The sequence below is a fragment of the Anabaena azotica SJ-1 genome, from assembly GCF_047275885.1.
GTDB lineage: Bacteria > Cyanobacteriota > Cyanobacteriia > Cyanobacteriales > Nostocaceae > Trichormus_B > Trichormus_B azotica_A.
Map to the genome: position 1 here is coordinate 2,745,375 of NZ_CP178454.1, position 26,352 is coordinate 2,771,726.

Genomic DNA, 26,352 nt, shown 5'->3' on the forward strand with positions numbered 1-26,352 from the left:
ACTGAGTGAAATTACTCATTGTTTCACAAACAAAGCCCGATACACAGGTTCACCTTTCTTTTGTGTTGCTATTTCTCTTTCTGTGGGAACTGGTAGAGGATTTTCTGCTAACCATTCCTCTGTACCCATTTTCGCAAATGCGGGATTTTCAGTAAAGCGATCGCACATCTCTACAGCAATAAATTTCTGATCAGATTGCAAAAACACTATCCCACCCACAGCCAAATAATTAGCTAATTCTGTGACTAATTCCGGTTGCACTACACGCCTTTTTGCGTGACGAGTTTTAAACCAAGGATCAGGAAATTGAATTGTTACCCGCTGTAAAATTCCTGTTGGCAAGGTAGATAAAATTGGTGCTAAAGAATTATTTACATTGCAAAACAAATAATGCAAATTGGTTAAACCCAATTCAGTACGCAACCTATTCGCTTCTTCTACCAAAGGTTCTCTAATTTCCAAACCCAAAAAATTCCAGTTCGCTTCTATTGGTGCCATCTGTAGTAAAAACCTTCCTCTGGCACACCCAATATCTAAATGTAGGGGTTGATTTGGCTTTGTATAAACTTTTTCCCATTCTAGGGGATCAACTGGAGTTTGAAACTTTCTTGCTAGTGGGTTAACGTGCTGTCGTACTCGAATCAAAGGCAAAATTAACTCTCCTTTAGGTTAACAAAATTAAACATAAATGTGTACAAATATTAAGTATATGTGCTGCTACGCAGTCAGACAAAGCAAAAGGTATACTTTTGAGAAACGAGTATTTGCATTTCTGCTTTTAACATTTTCTTAAATCTAATGGATATCAATTTTCGCTTTGCCATAGTTAGTGACCTACACATTGGTCTTCCGCACACAATATGGGATCATCCCAGCCGATTTCATCTAGTGGAAGTTAGTATCCCCGCCTTTGAAAGTGTACTAGAACATTTAACACAACTCGATTTAGATTTTCTTTTGATCCCCGGAGACTTAACCCAACATGGTGAACCAGAAAATCATGCTTGGTTAGCAAAAAGATTATCTCAATTACCTTTTCCAGTCTATGTTGTTCCTGGTAATCATGATGTTCCGGTTTTAATGGCCAATGAACAATCTATTGCTTTTGCAGATTTTCCCCATTATTACCGTCAGTTTGGTTATAAAAATCTAGATCAATGTTACTACAATCATCAAATCCTACCAGGAGTAAGACTGATTGGTTTAAATTCTAACTCCTATGATCACCAAGGTAAGCAGATAGGCAGATTGGATGATCACCAATTCAGATGGTTAGAAGCAGAATTAGGAGCAATTACGGATGAATTAGTTTTGGTAATGATCCATCATAATGTGGTTGAGCATTTGCCAGATCAATCCGATCATCCAATGGCAAATCGCTATATGTTGGAGAATGCTCCACAACTTCTAGATTTGTTGCGTAAACATGGAGTGAGATTAGTATTCACAGGGCATTTGCACGTCCAGGATGTAGCTTGTGCAGATGGAATCTATGATATTACCACTGGTTCATTAGTCAGCTATCCCCATCCTTATAGGGTACTGGAGTTTGAGCGAGATAATATAGGTAGGGAATGGTTACAAATTGTATCTCATCGTGTTGAATCAGTACCAGATTTCCCTGATTTACAACAGTCATCTAGACAATGGATGGGCGATCGCTCTTATCCCTTCCTGATCAAATTACTAACCCTACCACCCCTCAACCTACCATTGGCACAAGCACAAGAACTAGCTCCCGATTTGCGGGACTTTTGGGCTACCATTGCCGATGGAGATGGAGTCTTAGACTACCCTGAATTTCCCCTAGAAGTACGTCACTACATCCAAAAATATGGTGCAATTACTCACACTGGTCATCCTACCCCCATTGATAACAACAGTCGATTATTGATTGGTGATTAGTGATTGGTGATTAGGAAAATTACTTCCCTATCCTCCCCATCTTCCCCATCCTCCCCTGCTCCCCTGCTCCCCTGCTCTCTTCCCTGTCACCTGTCACCTGTCACCTGTCACCTGTTCCCTATTACGCTGTCGGCAAATTGCAAAAACTGAAGTATAACCATGAAGAAAAGTTCTGCCACCCACAGGACCGATTTCACCAGAGCAGAAATAACCCCCCATGGGGATATCTTGGAAGTAACTCTTAAATAACTGGGAATCAAAATCGGGTTTACCGTAGAGTCCGACACCACGACCCACACAACTAAACATCAGTGCAGCCATAGGAGAAGAACCACCGCTGCTTTGTTCATGATGCTCTTGTAAAAGAAATTCTAGGTCTTCAGCCGAGGCTTGAGCATCTCGCAGATGGAATTGTAACCTTTGACCAGGACGGACGCGATCGCCAATAGCGATCGCCCCAGCGGATGGATCTACTCCCAGTAAATTGCGAATTAAAAAATCACCCTGCTTTAAAGAAAGCTTAAACTCATTCATTGCCAAACCCACAAACAAAGAATGCTGTGTCAGCATCTTCTCCTCTTCACTGAGGCTACTGATTAAATTCCGCAGCACCACCAAAGGTACTTGTTCATCCAACTCTAAAATAATATTGCGTTCAGCTTTCGTCACCTGTAATGGTTCACCAATAGGTCGGCATCCTTGAGCAACAATAGTTTCCACAACAATATCACCGCTTAAAGCCAAACCCACCGTACCCTGACGATACAGGCGATTATTACAAAATAGAGCAATGCGATCGCTCACAAAACCACCGCTGGCCTGTCCCCCCACAATCACCGAACCAGGATAAGCAAAATCCAACCCCTGCAACAAATCATTAGTTCCTGACGCAAAAGCACTAGACAACAAAATAAATTGGGGTGCAGATGATGGTGACACACCCACTAAATCAATCCAAGCATCCGGTGAACTATCCAAATCAGGCAACTGATCACCCAGAATATGAAAAGCTCGAATATCCACACCGGGCAAATGAGCTAAAGTCAAGCTGATAGCTGGTTCAGATTCGATTTCTTGAGTTTTATTTCCTGATTTCGTACCAATTACACCCGCAGCACTACAGCCAATCAACATAGGTACTGATAGTTTTTCAGCCAGCAACGGTAAAAGTCGGGAATACTCACTTGTAAAAGCAGAAGAAATGAACACCAGCCCTAAATCAGCAGGTGCTGTTAAAGATGAAACAGCTTGTTGTACCACATCTGTAACAGCTGCTTCCAAAGAATGATGGGTTGATAGGGCATTTGCCCACTGCATTTGATCTGCCATGAGTTTTGGAATTCTCTTTGTGTTGAGGCTGGAAATTTTTCTTATTCAGGGGTTTAGGGTATGGGGGTTTTTTGTTAAGGGTGTGGGGTGTAGGGAAATGGGGAGAATAATGTATTACCTCCTGCCTCCTGCCTCCTGCCTTCTGCCTTCTGCCTCCTGAACGGCAGTTGCTTTATGCCGGGAGACCCGTCCACCGCACTGCCTCCTCCTGACTCCTGACTCCTGATGAATCTAAATATATTGTATGATTCATTTTCTGTAGACCTGTAACCACAAAATCTTAAAACATTAACAGAAACACGGTACAAATGAAGTAATTTGCTGTATTACTTATTGATTATCAGGGTGCAATACGAACTGAACAGCTCAGTGGTTAGAATAGTAAGCGAGTCATAGAGCAAAAATAGCAATTTTTGTTTTTTTCACACTGGTATAAACAATACATAGCGAGATTAACGTAATGACCAATATTACAGAAAAAGTAAACGACATCCAAGAAAAGATTCAAGACGAGATTGAACAAGCGCGTGCTGTCTGTGATGTTTCAGGTGGCAATTCCGCAGAATGTGCTGCGGCTTGGGATGCTGTTGAAGAATTACAAGCAGAAGCTTCCCATCAGCGTCAAAGCAAGCCCAAAAACTCCCTAGAAAAATACTGTGATGCTAACCCAGAAGCAGATGAATGCCGGTTATACGAAGACTAATAGAAATTGCGCCAACGGCTTTTCTTTTTAGTCTAGTCGGCAAGCAACCAATATCTATAATCTGAACATCTTGCACTTCCAGCACATTCCCCTATAAATCTCGCATTTTTCCTAGATGATCTGTGAATCTGGGTAAAAAAGCAAGTTTATAGAGGGAAAATCAACCAAAATCCCAGAAAGGCTGCAAAAATCTACCTGCATCTGGGTATGTTCAATTCTCAGCAGATCAGGGTAAAATCTCAATTCACCCTAATAGCATTGAGAGACAAGTGCAGAATATCAGCGACAAACGTCAATGTTGCTTGCTTTTTTTACAAATAGATAGGAAACTATCAAATTTACCCACCAACTTACTTATTTAAAGCTAGAGCATTAAGTATTCAGCCGTTAGTAAGCTAGATCCGCAGCAACCTCTATTGAAAGATTTTATCAATCAAGTAACAGATAAATAAAGCAAATTGCAGGTAAATGAAGAAGTACAAAATTTAAATTTAAAAATGCCTCTAGCCCAACGTCTATAAGCTACGTCGCTCTATCAAGTATCAAAAGGATTTGATTCCTTAATTCTGAATTCTGCTGTAAATTTATCATTGATCAACTGACAAAATTATGCCACAAGTTTGGTTTCGCCCTTACGTCTGGATGGATGTTAGATTAACAATATTATTTGCCTTAATTATTCCCCTAATTCTCCTAATTTGGGCATTCGTGCAAAAATCAGAAGGAATACAACGATTGTTAATGATTTACTGGCGAGTAGCGAGTCTATTAGCAATTACAGCTTACTTGATGATTGGCGGTATGGCAGTAAGTTTTATCTCTGGTCTAATAGCTCGTTTTCTGATTCCCATATCCCTATGGTTTTGGGTGGATCTCAACGATGAAATTGAGTATCAACCAAATAGCCTATTAAAATTGGTGTTCACATCTTGGCGCTGGGCAATGACTCTTTACTGCGCTTTAGGGATAATAGGTTTTGCACCTTTTTTGGGTTGTGGTTTTTCAGGAAATGCCCTCAAAACTCCCTATTGTAGCGTTTGGCTAGAAGCACCATTAATGTTTAAAGACTATTTTCATCACAATAGTAAACCAGCCCTTTTAGGCTTTCTGGGAATAATAGCTTTAATAGTTTATGTGGCTTACTTAAGCTATTTTGTCATGATCAAGCTAGGCAAGAAGGGACGTTCCGCGACACAATAAAAAAAAGATAAAGTATACAGCTTAATTGTCGAGTTAATGATAATACTGCAAATAATCAACTAACTTGTACTTTGTTTTTTTTGATGAATAATTCAATTGGTAAACGGCTGGAACAATATACCATCAAACGACCTCAAGAAGTCCTCATAGTGTCTATAAGTATTGCTGATGAGCAAGATAAAATTGCAGTTTTTAAGGGCTTTTCTAGTTCTTTAATGCAATCAACGGCATTTGATCCAGATGTACCTGTATTACCAGATGAAGCAACAATTATCAGTATTGACCGCATAGCTAGTCCTTATAATCCTGAATCACCCCGTTACATTCAACAAGGTATTTCTTGGGAAGCAATGGAAGCTTTGTTTTTAGAAGTTGGTGTTTAAAATAGGTGACAGGTGACAGGGAAGAGAGCAGGGGAGCAGGGGAGCAGGGGAAGACAAACTTCTTGCCTTCTACATTCTCCCAATTACCAATTACTTGTTTTAATTTTTAATTTGTAATTTTTAATTATTCCTATGTCCCGTGCTGGATACACTCTCCCGGTTTTTGCCTGTGCTGCGGCTGTTGCTGCTTTGCATTGGTTACGTTATCGTCAATCTCTGAACGTAACTGCTGTTGATTTGATTTCACCAGCCGAAAGAGCAGAAATACCAATTGAACAGGTAGCAGGAATATCTGAAAATTCGGCTTTGGCTATTACTCGCAGTGATCCTGGTGATAACTTGGATTTGACTAAAAATACACCAATTTGGGCAATGGTGACATGGTATGAGGGAGATGGGGATTCAGTAATTATTCAGGGAGGAGAAGGGATTGGAAAGCAACTTAATGGTGAAGGGAAAGCCGCAATTTATAGTTATGCTCAGAGATTGTTAAAGGAGAATTTGCAACGGCTTTTAGCACCTGGGGAAAAAATCACAGTCACAATTATTTTACCTGAAGGGCGATCGCTCGCTGTCAGAACTTCTAATTCTGCTTTTGGTGTAGTTGAAGGTCTTTCTTTGTTAGGAACAACAGGGATTTCTCAACCTTTGAGTACACCAGATCAATTAATGGCTTTCCGTGCTGATTTACAAGCTAAAGCCAGTCGGTTTGAGAGTTTAGTTTTTTGTATTGGCGAAAATGGCTTGGATTTAGCAGCAAAATTGGGCATTAACCCTGAAAAATTGGTAAAAACTGCTAACTGGTTAGGAGCAATGTTAGTAGAAGCTGATATTTTAGGAGTTAAAGAAATTTTATTATTTGGTTATCACGGTAAGCTGATGAAATTGGCAGGGGGAATTTTTCACACCCATCATCACTTAGCAGATGGCCGACGGGAAATTTTAGCAGCCCATTGTGCGATCGCAGGTTTACAATCTTCAGATGTACAAGTAGTATTTCACAGCCCTACTGCTGAAGCTGCATTAAAACACCTCCATTCCCTAGACAGTAATACTGGCAGTAATTGGGTAAATCAAGTTTATAGCACCATTGCCGAAACCATTGATATCCGTTGCCAAGAATATCTGAAAAGCCACAGTGACCGGGTTACAGCCACAACAGTTTGTGGTTCAGTTCTTTTTGATCGCGATCGAAAAATTATCGTTAAGAGTAAAACTGGTTGTATCTTAGTGGAAAAATTATGTTAACTTATTATGAATAATCATAAATAAACCAAATAAATAATCTTGTTGTTGTACCTACTCTAGATTTTAATACCAGCCAAATTTATCGGCTCAACAGACGCGGCAGCAGTCGCGTCTATCTATTAGGGTTTTTTGACCATTACTAGCCTAAACAGCCGGAAGTGGTAATCACGTTTTATCTTTAAAGACACACTCTCGACATCATGAATACAGCGGTGACTCTACCAACCGAACAAGCACCTCAAATACAAGAAAATTTGGGGGCGCTTAATCGCCAAATAATTGTTATTTTAGACTTTGGTTCTCAATATTCTGAACTAATCGCTCGGCGTATCCGTGAAACTCAAGTATACTCTGAAGTTCTCTCCTATCGCACCACAGCAGAACACTTACGCCAATTAAATCCCAAGGGAATTATCTTGTCTGGTGGGCCAAATTCAGTATATAGCGATTATGCCCCCCATTGTGACCCAGAAATCTGGAATTTGGGAATCCCCATCTTAGGTGTATGCTATGGAATGCAGTTGATGGTGAACCAACTAGGTGGGGAAGTCACCAAAGCTGATCGGGGTGAATACGGCAAAGCATCATTATATATAGATGATCCTACAGATTTGCTCACTAATGTTGAAGATGGAACAACAATGTGGATGAGTCATGGCGACTCAGTTACAAAAATGCCATCTGGATTTGAATTATTGGCACATACAGAAAATACTCCCTGTGCGGCTATTGCTGACCACGACAAAAAACTTTATGGTGTACAATTCCATCCAGAAGTCGTACATTCCCTGGGTGGAATAGCATTAATTCGTAACTTTGTTTACCACATTTGTGACTGTGAACCCACCTGGACAACAGCGGCTTTTGTGGAAGAATCAATTCGGGAAATTCGCGCTAGAGTTGGTGATAAGCGCGTATTATTGGCTCTTTCTGGGGGAGTAGATTCTTCCACCCTGGCATTTTTACTGTATAAAGCCATTGGTGAACAGCTAACTTGTGTGTTTATTGACCAAGGCTTTATGCGTAAATTAGAGCCGGAAAGATTACTCAAACTATTCCAAGAACAGTTTCATATTCCCGTAGAGTATGTCAATGCACGCGATCGCTTTATTAATGCTATTGCTGGTGTCACAGACCCCGAAGAAAAACGCCGTCGCATCGGCCATGAATTTATCCGCGTCTTTGAAGAAACTTCCAAACAACTCGGTCACTTTGATTATTTAGCTCAAGGTACTCTCTATCCTGATGTCATCGAATCTGCTGATACTAATGTTGACCCGAAAACCGGTGAACGAGTAGCAGTAAAAATTAAGAGTCATCACAACGTCGGTGGTTTACCCAAAGACCTCAGATTTAAACTCGTCGAACCCTTGCGGAAACTTTTTAAAGATGAAGTTCGTAAAGTAGGCCGTTCCATTGGTTTACCAGAAGAAATTGTCCAAAGACAACCCTTCCCCGGACCCGGTTTAGCAATTCGGATTTTAGGCGAAGTCACAGCCGAACGGTTAAATATTTTACGCGATGCTGATTTAATTGTCCGCCAAGAAATTAATCAGCGTGGTTTGTATCATGACTATTGGCAAGCTTTTGCTGTGTTGTTACCAATTCGGAGTGTAGGCGTAATGGGTGATAAACGTACCTATGCTTACCCAATTGTTTTGCGAATTGTCACCAGTGAAGATGGGATGACCGCAGACTGGGCGCGGGTTCCTTACGATGTCCTAGAAGGAATTTCTAACAGAATCGTCAATGAGGTAAAAGGCGTTAACCGTGTGGTTTATGACATTACCTCCAAGCCACCTGGAACCATTGAGTGGGAATAAATAGGTGACAGGGAAGAGAGCAGGGGGGCAGGGGAGCAGAGGAGCAGGGGAGCAGGGGGAAAGATTAATTCCTTCTTTCTTCTTTCTTCTTCTTCCTGACTCCTGACTCCTGACTCCTGACTCCTGACTCCTGACTCCTGACTCCTGACTCCTGACTCCTGACTCCTGACTCCTGACTCCTGACTCCTGACTTCTGCCTCCTGACTTCTGACAAAATTAAGAAAATTAATTAACCCTAATAAATTACATTTATCGCAGTAAAATTACCATTGGTATGGTGACTGAGGATAGCAAGGAAATTTGTTTAAAATTCTTCTTTCTAATTCCCAACACCTATGGAGATGTTATGCAAAATAATCTCCGTTTAACTGGATTACGCATTCTGGTAGTTGATGATGATGATGATAGTTGCTTTTACCTAACTATCGTTTTAGAAGCAGATGGAGCCATAGTGAGAACAGTTCCATCAGCAGCATTAGCTCTGGAAATGCTACCCAGATTTAAACCTGATGCTTTGATCTGCGATATTGCACTACCTGGTGAAGATGGCTACACTTTAATTCGGAAAGTGCGATCGCTCAAAGCTGATCAAGGCGGCAGAATTCCGGCTGTTGCTTTAACTGGTTATGCAGATAGTGAGGATCGTAGCCGCGCCTTAGCAGCTGGCTTTCAAACTCATATAGCTAAACCAGTCGATCCTAGTGAATTAGTAGAAATTATCGCCAATTTAGTCACATTTTCTCAGCGTTAATTTGGGAATCGGAGTAAATCAAAATCTACTACCTGACTCCATTGTCAAAACTGATGCTTTCAGACTTATAAGCTGGTGGCTCAACGTGAATTAAAATCCTGACAGGACTAAAGCGTGCTTCTAATTGACGTTCTAGTTCTTCAGTTATTCGATGAGCAGTTTCTACATCTGGTGCATCTACTATTAAATGCATTTCTATAAAAACTTGGCGACCCAAAACGCCACGGGAAGCAATATCATGACAGTTAATTACACCAGGAACTGAAACAGCGATCGCATGAATGGCTTCCGGTGCGATCGCCATTTGATCTACCAACCAAGGTAAATTCTCTTTTAAAACCGACCAACCACTCCAAAATACCAACAAAGCCACCGGAAAAGCCAACACCACATCTAACCATTGAAAATTTAGCCACCAAATACCTATCAACCCACCCAGCACAGAAATAGTCACCCACACATCACTCATCGTATGTGTAGCATCAGCAATTAAAATTGAACTACCTACCCGTCTACCAACATTACGTTCATAAAAAGCGACAAAAATATTTACCCCTAGCACAATTAATAATAACCACAAATCAGAACCTGATATTTTCACAGGTGAACCACCTTTGAGAATTCGTTCTATCGCTCCTTGAAGAATTTCAAAACAAGCTATCCCTAAAAAAGCCGCTATCCCCAAAGCACCCACAGCTTCAAATTTATGGTGTCCATAGGGATGTTCTCGATCTGGCAGGGGAGAAGAAAACGTACTAGCAATCAATCCTAAAACGTTATTGGCGCTATCTGTCACACTATGTAAGGCATCAGCTAACAAGCTTAAAGAACCTGTCGAATACCCTACCACTGCTTTTAATGCCATCACAAATAAGTTGAGCAAGAGAGTAATAATTAAAACCTTTCTTACTTCGGCACGATTATCGTAAGTCATAAAAAATTTATCACATCATTCTTTATGATTTCCACTGTAAAACCTAAAGCACAAATCAAAACAAATAAAATGTATCAAAATCTTGCTCTATAAGGAATAAATCTCTCTATAAACTCTATTTTTTTACCAAGTTATTGAGATTAATTATAGTTAAAATTCATGGAAATACAGTATTGATATAGATACTGTATTTGTTCATAACAGACTATTATTCTCGAAAATTTGAGTTTAAAATCCAAATTTTCGAGCAGCAGAAAAGAATTTCTAATCCAAAATCTAAAATAGTCACAAGACTGACATACCTGGCAGATTAGGATGGTGCCTCAGATGCCGAAAATCTATTGATATTAACCAATTTATAGGTCTGACACACCCTACAAGATATCTGATAGTGACACTTGCGTAAGTCCTAAATCAGTTGTCATTGGTGATTTTTCCTCTCCTCCCCCACACCCCACACCCAATTACTCCATGCTGGTAAAATATGTAATTACCAAGAAGTTGGAATCAAAAAAGTCTATGTCTTCTACCCCCATGACACTGAACCTCGGTGAAGGTTCTGTATCCTTCAGTTTTTCACCCCAAGCAGCACGAGAATTAAAAGCAGCAATCAATGAATTAATGGTCAGCCTCAAAGCTGTTGCAGCTAAACCCACCCCTGGAGGTGGTAAAGTTACTCCCCAACCTCCTTTAGAGTATCGCTACACCGGTGAAGTATTTTTAGAAGTTTTCTGTAACCCCAATATTTGGCCTACACCCTTTGCCGCCAAAGTTCTGCTGACAATCCGCAATATCAACATTCGCTTAACTACAGAAGCTGAACTCACTCGCTTGATTGAGGATATTAACCAGTATTTAGAACAAGTAGACTAACGCTATCACAGCTAACACTGTCATATCTGATACATTTAACTATCAAGCATCAGGTATACTGCTCACAGTCATCAGAAGAATAAATCTGGGGATCGCTTGCACTATTGTTCACAATTTGTTACAAAAGTACAAAGAACTTCTAGAGACCCTGAACCTAATGTTAGGCGGACTTACTGGTTTCACAGATCCCAAAGGCACAGACTGGGGGGAGCGAATGCTCAATACAGTTGCCAGCCAAACGATTCGCCACCTATTTACCCAAAGCGAGTCAGTAGAAGTCTTTGTGCGCTGCTATCCCTCCAGCAAACTGTTGCAAGGCAGCATTGATAGCTTTAAAATGAGCGGACGTGGTTTAGTAATTCGTAAAGACTTCGCAGTTGAAGAAATGTCCTTTGAAACCGATGCAGTGTCAATTGACTTCGGCTCGGTTTTGAGTGGCAAACTTAGCCTCAAGCAACCCACCCAAGCAGTAGCGCAAGTAATATTATCGGAAACAGGTATAAATCAAGCCTTTCAGGCAGAATTGGTTAAAAAGCGTCTGCTCAACCTTTCTGAAGCAACTTTAACGGCGATATCTGGTGGTGAACCAGTTTCGTTTACGGAAGTAGAAATAAAGCTATTACCGGCAAACCGCTTACATCTGGTAGCTAAAGCCGATTTAAACAACGGCGAACTCATACCCCTGAGTATGACTCTTGGTATCGGTATTGAAAGACGGCGACGGGTTTCTTTTAAAGATCCAAAAATTGAACTTGAGCAAATTCCAGAAGCACAGCGAGAAGTTTCCCAAACTTTAAGCACTGCACTGGTAGAAATTTTAGATAATATGGTCGATTTAGATCGCTTTGATTTAGATGGGGTAAAAATGCGACTTAATCGGTTAGAAACTGAAGGACAAAGGTTAATTTTTAGCGGTTATGCAGAAATAGAACGTATTCCTAGCAGTTCTTGACCCATATTCTGTAATTACGACAGGTTTCAATCACAAAATTAATTGATTATCTAAAAATCCCCCATCTGAGAGACATCAGAGTGGGGGAAATTATTAAAAATTGAAACATTCAAAATTAGTCTTTGTTACACTACTAAAACTTTGCCAAAACTTTAGGTGGTTCAGGTTTCAACAAACCATTGAGTAGAGATGCAGGACGTTGACTATGAGGCCAAGCAAAAGCATGGCGAAAAGCGGCATCTTGACAAGCTTGTAGCTGTTGAAAATTGATGATGTCGTAAGTCAGGAGATTTTCATACTCAAACGGTAGCCGCACGTTATGTAAGCCAGCGTTGTCTGTACAAATTGCAATATCAACCCCTGCTTCAAAACAGCGGTCAAATACTAACTTTAGTTGACGGATATCCTGTAAAGTTCCTGTTTTTAGGTAAGTTGTGGGACAAACTTCTAAACATTGCCCACGTTTGGCTAAATCTGGTAATAATTCAGGATAAAGTAATGGAATTTGGATACCGTGACCGATTCGCATTAAATAAGGTAGCAGTTGAGGATAACAACCTGCTGTAGTTTCGTAAAGGTGTCCGGTAGTATTCAAACCTAAAGAACGGGCATAATTATATAAACTTACCCATTCATCCATACGTTCAGCATAATAACTATCGCCACCAGCTATATCTACTGCACAGACATATTCTCTATTCTGACCTGCTAAATCAACAATTGCTTTGTTTACTTCATAAGGTAAACGAGAGTGCATACAGAGAATTTGACTGTTAACAATGGGATATTCTGAGGAATGGCTGGCTTTTCCCACAATCTCCACAATTTCCGCCATCTTGTCAATTCTTTCGTTTTGACTCAGATGTTCAGGTGTCCGCAAATAGGGAGTATAGCGGAGTTCTAAATAAGCCAAATTTTCAAAGATATACGCACCCCGTAGCAACCGATAGATAAAGTAAGGCAAAGTTTCTACAGTTTGCACACTTTCTACCAAGGTGTGTAGTTCTAGATATTCATCTAAGGTGTTACGAGGACGAGTATAAAAGTCTTCAAATTCTGAATATTCAGCAAAACGAGAAATTAAATCTGTAGCATGGCGCTCAAAATATCGCCACAACACACGGGGGACAACAGAACCCCCCAAGTGTCGATGTAATTCAGCGTATAAGGCCATAATGGTATTTTTTAGATAAAAATTTCATTAATTGTAACAAATGCCCGCAATAAAACTATACATATTCAGAAAATTCTTTTTTTGCTTCTTGACTAAAAAAATACTGGCTAGATATTTGCTGGTTAGGTAAAATTACCAACAGATTTGGATGAAGAGATTAAAAATAGGTAGATGCCTTTTTCAGGTAACTATTAAATACATGAAATCGGCTTGTAGACTTTGTAAGTAATTAGGCAGAATAAATTACACTCTTCTGTTCCCTGTTCCCTCTCTCCACGTAGGAAGTTAATTTTGCATGATCACTTATTTTTACTGTAATTCCGTATCTTGATTAGGGATTTTAACTTGTTCAAACCAGCGAGACATCAAAGGAATAGAGATGAAAATTCCTGCTAAAACTAATAAAAATACAGAAATACCAAAAATTTGATCACGGGGAATTTCTAGCACGCCACGTAAAATTACTTCTCGCAAAGCAGAAACAATTGTAATTTCTGCTGCTGCACCTACAGATATACTATGTTCTTGGATATAATCAACTAATAATCTAAATAATTCAACAAGTATCAAGATAAATAAAATATCAGATGTGACTAGCCGCAAATCTAGTGGATGCAAAAAGGAGAGGAACATATCTCCTAATCTGATGAGCATGACACAAAATAAACCTACACACAAAGAAATAACGATAATGTCTTGAAAAATTTCTAAGTTACGGATAATTCTATCTCTTTTAAACCAACTATTTACTTCTATAATTATACGCTTTGGCATAATATCTCCAGGATATCTAGATTTGTTTGTTTCTATGATTGATAATAAAAAATTTTAAATAAAAATTTAAATATGCAATGTTTATGGTAAGCAATAGACAACTTAAAAATTAACAATAACAAGGTGCGTTAGGCTAAAGCCGTAATACACCCTACTGAAAATTAATTTTATTTAATAACCATTTGACGGCACTTTCTACATCTGGGACTTGTTCTCCTGGTGGTATGGGTGGACGGTTTACCATGACGACTTTTATTCCCATTTCTCGTGCTGCAATAATTTTGGGATATGTGGCATTACCGCCGCTATTTTTGCTAACAATGGTATCTATTTGATGGTGGTTTAAAATTTCCCGTTCGTTTTCTAAATTAAAGGGACCGCGATCGCACAACGTCATCCCTGGAGGTGTTACTATATCAGCGTTAGGTTGATCTATCATTCGCATTAAAAACCACAGTTCCTGCAAATGGCTAAAAGCAGAAACTTCTTGTCTACCAATGGTCAGAAATACCCGTTTTACTTGATTTTCTAAAGCTTGCTGTTCTAAAACTGCGGCTGCATCGGTAATATTTTCTACTTCAATCCAGTTATCACTTGGGAATTTTTCCCAGGGAGGACGATTGAACAATAATCGAGGAATACCTGCTGCTGTGGCGGCTGCGGCTGCATTCCAGGAGATATGATTGGCGAAGGGGTGAGTTGCATCAATTAAGACATGAATTTGTTGATGCTGTAAATACTCAACTAAACCTGTTACACCACCAAAACCGCCAACGCGAACATTACCAGTGGGTAAAACAGGTTCACGAGTCCGACCGGCTAAAGATGCGATCGCCTCAATTCCGGTAATATTAGATATTCTTGCAACTAATTCCGCTGCATCACCAGTTCCACCTAGAATTAAAACGCGCAACATCTTGATTTTGGATTTTAGATTTTGGATTTTGGATTTTGGATTGATAACCGTAGACAATGGAAAACTTTTACCACTGTCACCTGTCACCTGTCACCTATAAACTGGGAATTCTCGCTAAAATGCCTTTTTTCAAAGGTTCAGGACGTTCCGACCAAGGTAGGACACCATCAGGCTGAGAGTAGTATTTACTGGCACATTCCAGCACAGCCTCAGCACAACCTTCAACCGGCAAATCACCGAATAGATAAGTTAACTTACCTTCACCAGCAAAAGCGACGACACAGGAACGGTTACAAGCACTCATGCATTCAACTTCTTTAATAGGGAAATCATCCCGTAAATCCCAACTTTGCGCGACTTGCTGAATTTCTTGTAAAAGTTTTTGACCGCCACTTTCACCGACACGCTTACCATCTTGCCAAACACTGGCGCAGGTTCTGCACACAAATAAACTATGGGAAGCTACACCAGGGTCACTAGTAGGGGAAATTGGAGAAACATTAGCAGCAGTCATCTAAATCCTCGCAGATTTGCACAATTTATAGCGGAAGGCAAGAGGCAATAGGCAAAAGTGAAACTCTTATTATCACTAGCTTTTAGCTTTTGAAAGTGTCCTAACTGCCTTGTCTACTAGATATATCATTATTTGCCAGCATTTTGATTCACACAGCTTTTGATGATATCGGCTGTTGTCACACCGTGCTGGAATCTTTGTCTGTATTCAATTTCGTTAAATCTTTTCCTTCCAGAATAGTTCCTCTAAGATTCGCCCCCTGAAGATATGCCCCCTGAAGATATGCCTGTTGAAGTTTAGCTCCTTGAAGATTCGCCCCCTGGAGATTAGCCTGTTGAAGTTTAGCCCCCTGGAGATTAGCCTGTTGAAGTTTAGCTCCTTGAAGATTTGCTCCTTGGAGGTAGACCCCTTGAAGGTAGACACCTTGAAGATTAGCCCCCTGGAGATTAGCCCCCTGAAGATACGCCTGTTTAAGATTCACCCCTTGAAGATTAGCCTGTTGAAGTTTAGCTTGTTGTAGATTTGCTCCTTGAAGGTAGACCCCTTGAAGGTAGACCCCTTGAAGATTAGCCCCCTGGAGATTAGCCTGTTGAAGATTAGCTTGTTGAAGATTAGCCTGTTGAAAATTAGCTTGTTGTAGATTTGCTCCTTGAAGGTAGACACCTTGAAGATTAGCCCCCTGGAGATTAGCCCCCTGAAGATACGCCTGTTTAAGATTCACCCCTTGAAGATTAGCCTGTTGAAGATTAGCCTGTTGAAGATTAGCCTGTTGAAGATTAGCCTGTTGAAGATTAGCTTGTTGAAGATTAGCCCCTGGAAGATTAGTCCGTTGAAGATTAGCCTGTTGAAGATTAGCCCCTGGAAGACTCGCCAGTTGCAGATCCGCTAGTTGCAGATAAGCTTTATAAAAATCTTGATGAATCAAAATACACTTCCGCAAATCTAAAAAACTCAAATAATTTAAGCAAAAAATATTATTATCGTAATATGATCTTTGTCCCCGTAATCGAGAAATCCATACACCAAAATCTTGAGGAGAATGCCATTTAATCTCCGAGATTTTCTTTGTCACCCTAGCACAAGCATTCAAAACAACTAATAATGCTTCTTCTGCATTTCGCGCTTGCCGATTTTCTTCATAAAAATTAGCTAACTTTAATTCTTCCATCGGCATCCCCTCACGTAACATAAAACTAATCAAATTACATAAAGTCTGCTGCCATTTTTCCACATTTGCTGTTTCTTGCAACCGCATTTCATCAAAAATAAAGCTAAATATATATTCATTCAGGGGAGATGTCCCACACAAAATAGCCCATTGTTTTAAAGCTTCTTTTTCATCCCAGCCTTTACGGCGATTCTTTTGACGTTCTTCTAACTGTTCATGAATTAAATCTAATTCTCTGACTATCCGTCTAGCTGTCAAATATTCACCAAAACTCTTATGAGTAAATTCAAAAGTTTTCTCTTGTTCCCTCACCCCACTTTGGCGAAAATAAAAAGCAGTCAATAAACGAGTTACACCAGCTTCTGCTGCTTTCTGATATTCAGCGAAAAGATTTTTAAAATGAATATTATCACTACAAATTTTCTCAATTTTACTAACAGTTGTAGTTCTACCATCTCCGTGCCAACAAGCCAAAGCAATTTCTTCTAAAACTTCCGCAAATTCTTCCTCATCTTTAATCTTAAATTCTTGATTTATAGGATGTTTTTTATCAGCCCATTTACGTTCATAAACTGCTTTGAGTAAATCTGCATAAATACTATTTAAATTACTAGCGGCTGAAAAATATACTTCTCCACGACCAAAACTCAAAGCCACCAAATAATTTAACAAAGGTTGAGCAGTAATTTCTCCTAACTTACCTTTATTTAATTCAGATGGTAAACCAGTATATTCTATGCCTTTTGCTTCACCATAACCCTGCCACCATAAATCTCTTTGGTCTGTTTCTAACATTTTGTGTTCATCAATGTAATTATATTTCTCATTTTTATCTATAAAATAAGGTAGAACATATAATATTTCTTGTGATGAGTTATCCAATAAACTACTATTTGCTTGAATTGTTAAATCGCGTCCAGTAATCAATACTTGTAAACGAGTTTCCCGTTGATTAAAATTATCTAAATTTCTTTCGACTTTCAAAATAAACTCTTTAGCAACTTCAGCCCCAAGCTTACCCTGCATTGCTAATTCATCTAAACCATCAAAGATAATTAATAATCGTGATTCAAAATCATTTGCTTGTAAAGGATTCTCTTTAATAAAGCCATTACTCACAACAAAATTACCAACGGCATTAACTAAATTATCCGTAACTTCAAACCGATGTAACGGAATAAATAAAACTCTAACTTCTCCCTTTTTGGCTTGATTAGCTGCAAATATTTTAGCAAAGGAAGATTTACCACTTCCGGGACCACCACTAATTACCCTAATTGCATCTTTAGAATCAGCTTTATTTAACCAATTTTCTACTTCTGTTTCTAAATCAACAACAATATGCTCAATTTTTTCTTCTTCTCTGCTAAAAGTATCAGGTTTTTTACCCTGAATTTTGCGTTTATAATAAGCCCGCAACGGTACATAAACCTGTTTTAAACCAAAGGCTTCATCAAACATCCTTTCATTAACTTGGTTTTCCAGCCACGCGCTATAAATTTTCCATGCTTGTTGTCGTTCAGTGGCTTTAACAAAAGGGCTGTTGAGGTTATTGATTAAAGATTGATATTTATCACTATTTTTTAACCATTCTTTGTGCAGTGCATAGACAAACTGACTAGGAATTTGATTACTAATAACTTTAGCTTCTGCTGAATTGATACCAAAACTTTCTAACCACTGGGCAAAAGGTGTTTTAATTTCTTCAATAATTACCAATCTTTCAGGATGCTCAAAAAAGTTAATATCAATAGTTATTTCTTGTGATTCTAAATTGTCTAAACTGTCTTTAAATTGTTCTTCAAGATTTTTTTGATTAATTTTATTATCAACTTCCTGCAATAAATCTTTTCTCTCTTCCACCAAAGTAGCTATTGCTTGAATTAAAGACCGAAAAATCAACACCCAAGCAACTTCTCCAGATTCTTGTCCTAAACCAACTGCTGCGGCAACTTCCACCAGATTTTCTGGTACATTACCAAAATTCATCACAGCCGCATTTGCCCCAGCTTTTGTTAGTGCTGTGAAGAAACTTCCGAAGTTAATATTAAGCTTTTTATTTAAAATAGAAACTGGCTTTTTGATGAGAATCCCTGATGTGTCGCTCATATTTCAAGAATTTTAGTTTTAAAGCTAAAAATAAATATTTACGTGAACTAAATTAAAAAACAAAACCCCATATTAAAGCTGATAATACAATAAATCCCCAACTTTTTTAATAAATCGGGGATTTTGTTTCTAATATTTTTATTAAGTAGGTTGGCGTTAAAAATTGTCGTTATGGCAAGGGAACAGGGAACGGGGAACGGGGAACAGGGAACAGAAAAGAGATTTTGGACAACTTTACTTTTCGTTACATATTTCGGTTTTTTCCGTTCACCTACTTACAACACATTGCAAATAAATGAGGTACAGAATCTAAATTCAAAGCCAGACATCAAGCGATTTTTACTCCTGACTCCTGACTCCTGACTCCTGACTCCTGAATTCTACCTCTTCTCAAAATCTCAAACCCACACCACCCTGTAAAGATAAAGCTGTACCTCCACCATTGCGATAGGCATCAAAAGCAATAATGGCGTTACCAAAAATTACTGTATTGCTATTAGGGACAACGTAATCAACTCCTGGTTGTAAAGCAAAACTGATTTTATTACCTACAGGGGAAGCGTTATCACCACTAGTTAATACCATTCCTGCACCCAGGTAAACATCTGTTTGCCAATTGAGGGGCAAATCATAGGAAACGGTAGGTACTATTGCCGTACCTTGACCAATTAAAGCTTGAGCGCGGAAAGATACAGGGCTTTCTAGCAATTTGTAGCGAAAAGCCAAAACCCCACCTAGTTGAGTATCATCACTTAACCCAACAGCCGGACCAATACCTACATAACTACCATAAGCGACTTGAGCTTGTGCTGGTTGATTATTGATAGCCAAACTAAAAATAGCACTAGTACCAAGAACTGAAGCTACAGAAGCTAAATATTTAAGATATTTCATTACCCTACTACTCCTGACACCATTGATATAAATATGTTACCTATATTACCTTAATAGTAATTGGTGATTGGTGATTGGTAATTGGTGATTGGTGATGGGTAATTGGTGATTGGGAATAGATAGAAAGTTATTCTCCTCTACTCCCCTGCCCCTCTGCCCCTCTGCTCCCCTGCTCCCCTGCCCCCCTGCTCCCCTGCTCTCTTCCCTGTCACCTGTCACCTGTCACCTGTCACCTAAATACTATGGACAACGGGAATGAATACCACCCTTGGTACAAATGAAAGCTAGTTGCTGGGGATCTAAATTTTTCGCTTGGCTAAAATCAACTCCTTGGACTATAGCTGCTTGTGAACCGAGATCGGAAGTTTGGACAAATTGATCTCCGGGGTCTTGTTTACCAGGGAAGAGAATGGTTCCTTGAAAATCGGCTCCTTCCAAATTTGCGCCCCGTAAATCTGCACGACTTAAATCAGCATTTCGCAGGTTGGCGTTTTTCATGTTGGCAGAGCGTAAAACAGCACCTAATAAACGAGCTGCACTAAAGTTAGCATTGGTGAGGTTAGCATTATCTAAATAGGCTTCTGATAAGTCTGCACCTTGCCAGTCTGTGTTGGTTAAATTGGCGTGTGATAATTGTGTACCAATGGCAGAAACTCGACCTAAGTTGGCAGCATATAAATCTGCTTCCATTAGTTTTGCGTCGCTTATGTCTGCTCCTGTGAGAATTGCATCTTCTAAAATTATTTTTTGCATATCGCTACCTATTAGTTGGGTACTGCTGAGGTTAGTTCCCACTAATCTGGCATTGGATAAGTTAGCTTTATTGAGGATGGCACGGCTTAAATCGCTGCGATTCATCAATACACGGCTGAGATTAGCTTCCGTGAGGTTAGCTTGCTTCATTTGAATTTTACTCAAATCAGCGATCGCATCATCATAAGTATCCCAACGTCCATCTTCACCAGCACTGCGGAAACGACTAGCTTTTAAACTGGCTTGGTTAAGGTTGGCAGATTTAAAAACAACTCCAGATAAATCAGTATTATCCAGTACCAATCTAAATAAAGAATTTTCCTCAGAGCTTTTTGAACCCAATTGGGCGTTGCTCAAATCTATGTCCTTAATTTTGCCAGTGTAGACAGAGAGAATTTTGTTGATTGCCTGTTGGTTAAGACTTAACTGCTGTTGTCGAATGTTTCGGAAAGTGCTGACAGATTCTATTTCTCCGGCGAGAAACAAATTCATGCGTTTTAGTTCTGGTATGGCTTTGGGTCCAATATTGGCCAAGGCTTGCTGTATAGTATCTATGGTGCTGGGGTCATTTTCCTTTACCAGTAAATCTACGAGAAATTTTATTGATTGTGTATCATTCATTCCACCTAATGCGAGAATTGCTCTTTGGCGTTCTTCATTGGTGGCTCCAGACCCAGGATTAAGTTCTTTGACGAGTTCGAGAAATTTCTGGCTATTAATTTGCTCGGTTTTACGCAAGTTTTCTTGATTTTGGATGTAAATTTGTGTACCAACTAATGTTGATAACACCGCTATCATGCTCGTTAGCCCGACTACAAACAAGGTGAAATTGGGACTGCGGCGGATTATATTGGTGGAACTAGGCTGTTGAGTAGATGTATTTACTTCCTGAGCATTTTCCAGCGGTAACGGTTCACTAGTATTTTCTGGAGGAGTTTTTACCCATTTATTGATGTCTCTAGCATCTATGGTATATGTACCGGCTAACTGATCATGGAAGGAACGACGACGTTTTTGCGAAGGCCAGCCCATTCCTTCTCCCAGCACCAACATGACAGCTAAAAATGTGAATAAACCTAAGTTGGGAAAGGCAAAGCTATAACGCCATAGTATATAAGCAACAGAAAATGGTGCAGCCCAGCGTCCTAGGCCTTCACGCACTACCACAACTCCCAAACCAGGAACTTGACCGTCTTCATTTATTACCCGGACACCAAACCAACGCTTGGGAAGGGTGCTACCAGTTTTACCCAGTAAATACAACTGCCACCCTGAGAGAGTAATTGGTGCTAATAAAGCGATTGTCCATAAAAAATTAGTCGGACTGGCGACATTATTAATACCATAACTTACTGGTAGAGCTAAAGGCCGAGCGATCGCTCTTTCTGTCACCACCAAAACCGGATTCAGAGGTACTCGATTAAGATCGCTGCGAGAATTGGCATAAACACCAATGCCAAAGGGAACTAACCCGCTGGCAACTACTAATGTGATTTCGACTGCCCAAGCGGCCAACCGTCTTGTTCCCAGCGGCAGGGAATTAACTTTTTCGGGTTTTTGGGACTGGTTTGATTGATTAAAATTTCTCCTGACAGTTGGGGTCGTCATTGCATAATTCCCTTTGACTTTATGTTTACGCCAATCTAGGCGCGGTTAAAATAGACTATTGCTTACGTTGAAAGCTATTAGATACAAAAAATTTGTATCCAAGATACACTAACACTGCTAACAATGCCAGACTTATCACCGATGCCACAAGTTTAAATACTGTTTGCAGTATCAACAAGGCTACGAACATCGCTACACCGGCAACAGCAAGCTTCTTCATCCCTGATAAACCCTGAAACCAAATTTGCGATCGCTGGAAATGCCAGGTTAATTTGGTAAAACCAGACTGTTGTGTCTGTTCTTGCGTCTCTCTTGGGGATGAGGTTGGAGAAAATGAATTCATCTCAGCCTCTAACTGTTGGAGACGACGCTGCAAATCTTCTTCGGGTTGAGGATTCATGATTTTTTTACCTCAGCTTGAACACTGGTTATACAACCGACTAAGCAAATTTCTTATTTGCTAGTTGTGTTAGTGATTTTAGCTAAAAAGGTGATTATAACTTGGGTATCAGCAAGATTTTTCTGCTTCTTTCCCGTTACTTCAGGATATTTTAATTTTTGATCATAAATTAGTTGAATTTGACAATAAAAATTTATACTTTCTCTTTGGGAACAACAACGGATTGTTTTCGTCTAGTAGATCATCAGAATATATATCCATAATATTGATTTATCAATAGTCGGGAGCATTAATTAAAATGAAGACTTTAAGGTTATTAACCCTTGTTCCCGTAAGTTTGGCAATAAGTTTGTTATTCAACCAACCTAATTTAGCTCAAACTCCTGTCATCATTGACCAAAACTTCGACAAAAAAGACCCGCTGGTTGTCAATGGTACTGCGGGGGGAACAGTGCCGAGTAATTGCGGAAATATTACTGCTCAACCTAGTCAAGTAATTAAGGTTACAGAATCCCTACCCTATTTGCGATTAACAGTTGAGAGTCAGGGTAAGCCAACACTGCTAATTGACGGACCTGGAGGGCGCTTTTGTGTGTTGGCTGATAATTACTCTGACAATAAACCAGAACTTGCGGGTTTTTGGCAACTTGGTCAATACTCTTTGTATATAGGCAATCTATCCCCAGGACAGCATACTTATAACCTTTCTATTTCCAAACAACAGAAAAAGTAATTGGTGATTGGTGATTGGGGATTGGTAATTGGTAATAGTGCAGAGGTAAGTATTCAGGATAGAGAATACTCCAAGTCAGGAAAATAAAGGCTTTTTTACTCAAATTTGAGGATTTTGATAAAATCTCACTTCTGCACTATTGTTCATTTCATATAGCATCCTGCCTCCTGCCTCCTGCCTCCTGCCTCCTGCCTCCTGACTCCTGACTCCTGACTCCTGACTCCTGAATTCTTACGTGCAGAGACTGATAACTGTTAACAGAATCAGTCTTCTAGTGATTTGGCTGGGACTTCAATTGCTGTAACATCAATTGTTCCTTCTGGTGCGAAGCGGCTAAATTGATTATTTTGTACTGATAGCTGTTCTCCGCAGTTTTGACACTGCAATTGACTGTTGTTTAAACCTGTTAATTCATATCCGCAGACGGGACACTGACCAGTAACTAAGTTTTTTTGTAGCCACCAACGAAATCCAAAAAATGCTATTACTGGTGTTACTAACAACAAGCCAAAAATAATTAGTAGGGAATTAACCAACCAACCTAAACCTAATGATGCTAATAGCCAGGCCACTGCTAACAAAGTGAGCCAAGGACGGAGTTTTTCAAGATTAAATTGCAAGTTTTTAAGACTCATTTCTCAAATTTTTTCTACTCTAGTTTGATCGTAGTTTTGTAAGCTATCAGCTACCAGCAGTAAGCATTTTGGGGCTAACGCTAAAAATACCTTTTTGATGATTAACCCATTTCTCAAACATTCTGACTCCTGACTGCTGAATTCTTACTTAGTTATTAGTTATTAGTTAATTGGATCATTTGCTGTAAACGTTGTTGAAAAGCTTCGATCCCAAAAATAGCGATCGCTTGCTCTCGTAACCATTTACCATCACAACGTTGATCCTGACTTTGAAAAATTTCTATACAAGCTGCTGCCACGGCATCAGGGTTGCGGTGTGGTACTCTCCATCCTAGTTTACCATCTTGTAATGGGTCAGCCGAGCCATCATCATCACCAGATAACACTGGCACACCACAAGCCATTGCTTCTAGGTAAACTATACCAAAGCCTTCTTGAGAGGGCATAATATAGGCATCGGCTAGGCGATAGTGTAACATTAATGCTTCTGTAGGTACAAAACCAGCAAAGATCACGCGATCGCTCACACCTAAATCTTTTGCTAACTGGGCTAATCTTGGTTGGTCATCACCACGTCCAATCACCAAATATTTTACCTCTGGCAACACCTGGATAATTTGCGGTAAGGCTCTAATTGTCACATCCACACCTTTGTAAATATCTCCAGACCACAACCGCGCTACCGTCATTAATACTTTGGCATTATGTAAACCATACTTTTCAATTAATTCCAGTGCTTTTTCCCCAGGAGTAAATTTCTCTCCATCTATTGCACAAGGTAGCATTTGTACCTTTTTTGGGTCGATCCCATTAGCAGCACAAGCGCGATCGCGACTATAACGGCTAATTGTCCAAATTGCTGAAGCGGAAGCTAAAGCACGTCTTTCTGTATTGTTTAGAGGTTCCCATACCTCTTTACCATAAGTGAGTACAGTATAGGGAATGCCCAAGGGCTGACATAAAATTTGTATCAGTCCTGCTAACTTAATATGACCACAGAAAACCTGTTGCGGTCGTTTTTGCAGAAGATATTGAAGTAAAGCTAAAGCCAATTTCAGTCTACCTATTTGGGCTGATTTGCTTTTAAAATAATGAAACTTTAAATTTTCTGATGCAAAAATATTTATACAATCAGGACTATCTCGCAACAAAAAAACTTCAGCTTTGCACGTTTGATTTAATCCCTGATATGCTCGAAAAATATCCTTAACATAGGATTGAATTCCACCTTCAAGTGTAAAGATTTCTAAAAAAACAAATAGATGATTATTCTGCACTTTATTAATTAGCATTTGTAGGTTTTATGATTTTATTTATGCTCAACTGCTATAAAAGGCTGAATTTTACCACTTTCCAACTGCTGTAAATCTGTTTTTACCATATTATCTAAAAGTTGTTCAAAACTAACTTGCGGTTCCCAACCCAGGTTATTTTTAGCTTTATTAGGGTTAGCTACAAGTTGAAAATGTTCATCTGCTCGTAATAAATTAGTATTTACAATTACATACTTTTGCCAATCCAGACCTACAGAATCAAAAGCAGTGCTAATTAATTCTCTAACACTGTGGAGTTTACCTGTCCCAATTACATATTCTTCTGGTTCATCAACCTGCAACATTCGCCACATAGCATTTACATGATCTCCCGCAAAACCCCAATCCCGTTTAGCATCTAAGTTTCCCATTTCCAAGCTTTGGGCTAAACCCAATTTAATAGATGCTGCTGCTAAAGAAACCTTGCGTGTCACAAACTGAGGAGGACGTAAAGGAGATTCATGGTTATATAAAATACCACTGCAAGCAAACAAACCATAACGCTGTCGGTGATGTACCATCGTCCAGTGGGCGTGTAATTTTGCGGCTGCGTAGGGATTTTTAGGATGGAAAGGAGTTTCTTCATCCTGGGGAGAAACAGTTACATCCCCAAACATTTCTGAACTGCTGGCTTGATAAAACCTTGTAGATAAACCAACTTGGCGGATTGCGTCTAATAATCTGGTAGCAGTACCCGTGATGAGATCGAGAGTTCCTAAAGGATCATGCCAGGAATCAGGAACGAAACTGGGAGCCGCTAAATTATAAATTTCCTGGGGTTGTAGTTGTTCAACGGCCGTGAATAAACCCGTACTATCTCTTAAGTCAACAGTGTAAATTTCTACTTTATCTGCCAAGTCTCCCAATTTTGACAAATTAGGTTGTCGGTGAGGAGGCACCAAGCCCACGACTCGGTAATTTTGGTGAAGGAGTAAATGACTGAGATAGTAGCCATCTTGACCCGTAATGCCTGTAATTAGGGCTGTTTTTGTCATAGATATGGTTTTTGATATGACAGTTTTAGTTTACAGAAATTATCTATTTAGTATTATTTTTACAGAGAACTTGGCTTTTCAATTGGTGAGATTTCGGAATTTTATTAAAGATTTATGAGTATATTGAATTTGACTGTCTATTTTTAAAGATTTGATTAAATGGATAGCAAGAAAAATCTTTTTACCAAAAAAATGGGTTTAAAGCCAGACCGGAGACGGCTTTCTGATACAATTGTGCAAACAAGCAGGGCAGGGCATTGTCTGT

Annotated in this window: 24 protein-coding genes; 10 read left to right on the forward strand and 14 right to left on the reverse strand. The window is 39.5% G+C overall.

Translation table 11 applies throughout. The features are described from left to right. Positions 1–15 precede the first annotated feature (15 nt). Positions 16–651: a tRNA (guanosine(46)-N7)-methyltransferase TrmB gene (trmB, locus tag ACLLO5_RS12070; protein WP_413175688.1), complete on the reverse strand. Its 636-nt coding sequence runs from the start codon at positions 649–651 to the stop codon at positions 16–18. Between the two features lie 147 nt (positions 652–798). On the opposite strand from trmB, the gene ACLLO5_RS12075 reads away from it, so the two are divergent. Further along, positions 799–1,905, forward strand: a complete 1,107-nt coding sequence (locus ACLLO5_RS12075; protein WP_413175689.1) for a metallophosphoesterase family protein — start codon at positions 799–801, stop codon at positions 1,903–1,905. Between the two features lie 93 nt (positions 1,906–1,998). Here the strand turns inward: ACLLO5_RS12075 and ACLLO5_RS12080 are convergent, their stop codons facing one another. After that, on the reverse strand, positions 1,999–3,234 hold the full coding sequence (locus ACLLO5_RS12080; RefSeq protein WP_413175690.1) for an FIST N-terminal domain-containing protein: 1,236 nt from the start codon (positions 3,232–3,234) through the stop codon (positions 1,999–2,001). A 460-nt stretch (positions 3,235–3,694) separates the two neighbouring features. On the opposite strand from ACLLO5_RS12080, the gene ACLLO5_RS12085 reads away from it, so the two are divergent. The 6 genes from ACLLO5_RS12085 to ACLLO5_RS12110 all read left to right on the forward strand — a co-directional run bounded on the left by ACLLO5_RS12085 (position 3,695) and on the right by ACLLO5_RS12110 (position 9,342). Next, positions 3,695–3,937, forward strand: a complete 243-nt coding sequence (locus ACLLO5_RS12085; RefSeq protein WP_413175691.1) for a Calvin cycle protein CP12 — start codon at positions 3,695–3,697, stop codon at positions 3,935–3,937. 609 nt (positions 3,938–4,546) lie between these two features. Next, positions 4,547–5,137, forward strand: a complete 591-nt coding sequence (locus ACLLO5_RS12090) for a DUF3177 family protein (protein ID WP_413175692.1) — start codon at positions 4,547–4,549, stop codon at positions 5,135–5,137. A gap of 83 nt (positions 5,138–5,220) precedes the next feature. Continuing rightward, a complete protein-coding gene (locus ACLLO5_RS12095; protein WP_413175693.1) occupies positions 5,221–5,520 on the forward strand; it encodes a hypothetical protein in 300 nt (99 codons plus the stop codon). Between the two features lie 132 nt (positions 5,521–5,652). Further along, a complete protein-coding gene (gene cbiD / locus ACLLO5_RS12100; protein WP_413175694.1) occupies positions 5,653–6,768 on the forward strand; it encodes a cobalt-precorrin-5B (C(1))-methyltransferase CbiD in 1,116 nt (371 codons plus the stop codon). 200 nt (positions 6,769–6,968) lie between these two features. Then, the gene (gene guaA / locus ACLLO5_RS12105; RefSeq protein WP_413175695.1) at positions 6,969–8,591 is read left to right on the forward strand and encodes a glutamine-hydrolyzing GMP synthase; all 1,623 of its coding nucleotides are present in this window, start codon (positions 6,969–6,971) and stop codon (positions 8,589–8,591) included. 346 nt (positions 8,592–8,937) lie between these two features. Then, positions 8,938–9,342, forward strand: a complete 405-nt coding sequence (locus ACLLO5_RS12110) for a response regulator (RefSeq protein ID WP_413175696.1) — start codon at positions 8,938–8,940, stop codon at positions 9,340–9,342. A 28-nt stretch (positions 9,343–9,370) separates the two neighbouring features. Here the strand turns inward: ACLLO5_RS12110 and ACLLO5_RS12115 are convergent, their stop codons facing one another. Continuing rightward, positions 9,371–10,276, reverse strand: a complete 906-nt coding sequence (locus ACLLO5_RS12115; RefSeq protein ID WP_413175697.1) for a cation diffusion facilitator family transporter — start codon at positions 10,274–10,276, stop codon at positions 9,371–9,373. Positions 10,277–10,795: 519 nt separating this feature from the next. On the opposite strand from ACLLO5_RS12115, the gene ACLLO5_RS12120 reads away from it, so the two are divergent. Beyond that, positions 10,796–11,149, forward strand: a complete 354-nt coding sequence (locus tag ACLLO5_RS12120) for a hypothetical protein (RefSeq protein WP_413175698.1) — start codon at positions 10,796–10,798, stop codon at positions 11,147–11,149. Positions 11,150–11,306: 157 nt separating this feature from the next. Further along, positions 11,307–12,101 carry a DUF2993 domain-containing protein gene (locus ACLLO5_RS12125; RefSeq protein ID WP_413175699.1) on the forward strand — a complete coding sequence of 265 codons (795 nt, stop codon included), beginning with the start codon at positions 11,307–11,309 and terminating at the stop codon, positions 12,099–12,101. Between the two features lie 133 nt (positions 12,102–12,234). On the opposite strand, the gene ACLLO5_RS12130 is transcribed toward ACLLO5_RS12125, so the two are convergent. The 8 genes from ACLLO5_RS12130 to ACLLO5_RS12165 all read right to left on the reverse strand — a co-directional run bounded on the left by ACLLO5_RS12130 (position 12,235) and on the right by ACLLO5_RS12165 (position 22,411). Further along, positions 12,235–13,275, reverse strand: a complete 1,041-nt coding sequence (locus tag ACLLO5_RS12130; protein ID WP_413175700.1) for an adenosine deaminase — start codon at positions 13,273–13,275, stop codon at positions 12,235–12,237. Positions 13,276–13,584: 309 nt separating this feature from the next. Next, positions 13,585–14,049, reverse strand: coding sequence for a phosphate-starvation-inducible PsiE family protein (locus tag ACLLO5_RS12135; RefSeq protein WP_413175702.1), 465 nt, complete (start codon positions 14,047–14,049; stop codon positions 13,585–13,587). A gap of 151 nt (positions 14,050–14,200) precedes the next feature. Further along, positions 14,201–14,965 carry a cobalt-precorrin-6A reductase gene (locus ACLLO5_RS12140; RefSeq protein WP_413175703.1) on the reverse strand — a complete coding sequence of 255 codons (765 nt, stop codon included), beginning with the start codon at positions 14,963–14,965 and terminating at the stop codon, positions 14,201–14,203. A 94-nt stretch (positions 14,966–15,059) separates the two neighbouring features. Next, on the reverse strand, positions 15,060–15,479 hold the full coding sequence (locus tag ACLLO5_RS12145; protein WP_413175704.1) for a DUF1636 domain-containing protein: 420 nt from the start codon (positions 15,477–15,479) through the stop codon (positions 15,060–15,062). A 178-nt stretch (positions 15,480–15,657) separates the two neighbouring features. After that, positions 15,658–18,756 carry a pentapeptide repeat-containing protein gene (locus tag ACLLO5_RS12150; protein WP_413175705.1) on the reverse strand — a complete coding sequence of 1,033 codons (3,099 nt, stop codon included), beginning with the start codon at positions 18,754–18,756 and terminating at the stop codon, positions 15,658–15,660. Positions 18,757–19,146: 390 nt separating this feature from the next. Next, entirely contained in the window at positions 19,147–19,650 is a 504-nt protein-coding gene (locus ACLLO5_RS12155) for a hypothetical protein (RefSeq protein ID WP_413175706.1), read from the reverse strand. 240 nt (positions 19,651–19,890) lie between these two features. After that, positions 19,891–22,011: a pentapeptide repeat-containing protein gene (locus ACLLO5_RS12160; RefSeq protein ID WP_413175707.1), complete on the reverse strand. Its 2,121-nt coding sequence runs from the start codon at positions 22,009–22,011 to the stop codon at positions 19,891–19,893. Between the two features lie 55 nt (positions 22,012–22,066). Further along, on the reverse strand, positions 22,067–22,411 hold the full coding sequence (locus tag ACLLO5_RS12165) for a hypothetical protein (RefSeq protein ID WP_413175708.1): 345 nt from the start codon (positions 22,409–22,411) through the stop codon (positions 22,067–22,069). Between the two features lie 298 nt (positions 22,412–22,709). Here ACLLO5_RS12165 and ACLLO5_RS12170 point away from each other — a divergent pair, with 298 nt between their 5' ends. Then, a complete protein-coding gene (locus tag ACLLO5_RS12170; protein WP_413175709.1) occupies positions 22,710–23,144 on the forward strand; it encodes a hypothetical protein in 435 nt (144 codons plus the stop codon). 263 nt (positions 23,145–23,407) lie between these two features. On the opposite strand, the gene ACLLO5_RS12175 is transcribed toward ACLLO5_RS12170, so the two are convergent. The 3 genes from ACLLO5_RS12175 to ACLLO5_RS12185 all read right to left on the reverse strand — a co-directional run bounded on the left by ACLLO5_RS12175 (position 23,408) and on the right by ACLLO5_RS12185 (position 26,087). After that, complete coding sequence (locus ACLLO5_RS12175; protein ID WP_413175710.1) at positions 23,408–23,779, reverse strand: hypothetical protein; 372 nt, start codon at positions 23,777–23,779, stop codon at positions 23,408–23,410. A 155-nt stretch (positions 23,780–23,934) separates the two neighbouring features. Then, positions 23,935–25,071 carry a glycosyltransferase gene (locus tag ACLLO5_RS12180; RefSeq protein ID WP_413175711.1) on the reverse strand — a complete coding sequence of 379 codons (1,137 nt, stop codon included), beginning with the start codon at positions 25,069–25,071 and terminating at the stop codon, positions 23,935–23,937. Between the two features lie 17 nt (positions 25,072–25,088). Beyond that, complete coding sequence (locus tag ACLLO5_RS12185) at positions 25,089–26,087, reverse strand: GDP-mannose 4,6-dehydratase (RefSeq protein WP_413175712.1); 999 nt, start codon at positions 26,085–26,087, stop codon at positions 25,089–25,091. Positions 26,088–26,352 lie beyond the last annotated feature (265 nt).

What these genes read in the sequence shown, in the direction of transcription:
- ACLLO5_RS12125 (WP_413175699.1), top strand. Translation starts at nt 11,307, where the DNA reads ATGTTAGGCGGACTTACTGGTTTCACAGATCCCAAAGGCACAGACTGG.
- ACLLO5_RS12115 (WP_413175697.1), bottom strand. Translation starts at nt 10,276, where the DNA reads ATGACTTACGATAATCGTGCCGAAGTAAGAAAGGTTTTAATTATTACT.
- ACLLO5_RS12110 (WP_413175696.1), top strand. Translation starts at nt 8,938, where the DNA reads ATGCAAAATAATCTCCGTTTAACTGGATTACGCATTCTGGTAGTTGAT.
- ACLLO5_RS12120 (WP_413175698.1), top strand. Translation starts at nt 10,796, where the DNA reads ATGTCTTCTACCCCCATGACACTGAACCTCGGTGAAGGTTCTGTATCC.
- ACLLO5_RS12180 (WP_413175711.1), bottom strand. Translation starts at nt 25,071, where the DNA reads ATGCTAATTAATAAAGTGCAGAATAATCATCTATTTGTTTTTTTAGAA.
- ACLLO5_RS12130 (WP_413175700.1), bottom strand. Translation starts at nt 13,275, where the DNA reads ATGGCCTTATACGCTGAATTACATCGACACTTGGGGGGTTCTGTTGTC.
- ACLLO5_RS12155 (WP_413175706.1), bottom strand. Translation starts at nt 19,650, where the DNA reads ATGAAATATCTTAAATATTTAGCTTCTGTAGCTTCAGTTCTTGGTACT.
- ACLLO5_RS12185 (WP_413175712.1), bottom strand. Translation starts at nt 26,087, where the DNA reads ATGACAAAAACAGCCCTAATTACAGGCATTACGGGTCAAGATGGCTAC.
- ACLLO5_RS12170 (WP_413175709.1), top strand. Translation starts at nt 22,710, where the DNA reads ATGAAGACTTTAAGGTTATTAACCCTTGTTCCCGTAAGTTTGGCAATA.
- ACLLO5_RS12085 (WP_413175691.1), top strand. Translation starts at nt 3,695, where the DNA reads ATGACCAATATTACAGAAAAAGTAAACGACATCCAAGAAAAGATTCAA.
- ACLLO5_RS12145 (WP_413175704.1), bottom strand. Translation starts at nt 15,479, where the DNA reads ATGACTGCTGCTAATGTTTCTCCAATTTCCCCTACTAGTGACCCTGGT.
- ACLLO5_RS12135 (WP_413175702.1), bottom strand. Translation starts at nt 14,049, where the DNA reads ATGCCAAAGCGTATAATTATAGAAGTAAATAGTTGGTTTAAAAGAGAT.
- ACLLO5_RS12150 (WP_413175705.1), bottom strand. Translation starts at nt 18,756, where the DNA reads ATGAGCGACACATCAGGGATTCTCATCAAAAAGCCAGTTTCTATTTTA.
- ACLLO5_RS12095 (WP_413175693.1), top strand. Translation starts at nt 5,221, where the DNA reads ATGAATAATTCAATTGGTAAACGGCTGGAACAATATACCATCAAACGA.
- ACLLO5_RS12090 (WP_413175692.1), top strand. Translation starts at nt 4,547, where the DNA reads ATGCCACAAGTTTGGTTTCGCCCTTACGTCTGGATGGATGTTAGATTA.
- ACLLO5_RS12160 (WP_413175707.1), bottom strand. Translation starts at nt 22,011, where the DNA reads ATGACGACCCCAACTGTCAGGAGAAATTTTAATCAATCAAACCAGTCC.
- ACLLO5_RS12140 (WP_413175703.1), bottom strand. Translation starts at nt 14,965, where the DNA reads ATGTTGCGCGTTTTAATTCTAGGTGGAACTGGTGATGCAGCGGAATTA.
- cbiD (WP_413175694.1), top strand. Translation starts at nt 5,653, where the DNA reads ATGTCCCGTGCTGGATACACTCTCCCGGTTTTTGCCTGTGCTGCGGCT.
- ACLLO5_RS12175 (WP_413175710.1), bottom strand. Translation starts at nt 23,779, where the DNA reads ATGAGTCTTAAAAACTTGCAATTTAATCTTGAAAAACTCCGTCCTTGG.
- guaA (WP_413175695.1), top strand. Translation starts at nt 6,969, where the DNA reads ATGAATACAGCGGTGACTCTACCAACCGAACAAGCACCTCAAATACAA.
- ACLLO5_RS12080 (WP_413175690.1), bottom strand. Translation starts at nt 3,234, where the DNA reads ATGGCAGATCAAATGCAGTGGGCAAATGCCCTATCAACCCATCATTCT.
- ACLLO5_RS12165 (WP_413175708.1), bottom strand. Translation starts at nt 22,411, where the DNA reads ATGAATCCTCAACCCGAAGAAGATTTGCAGCGTCGTCTCCAACAGTTA.
- ACLLO5_RS12075 (WP_413175689.1), top strand. Translation starts at nt 799, where the DNA reads ATGGATATCAATTTTCGCTTTGCCATAGTTAGTGACCTACACATTGGT.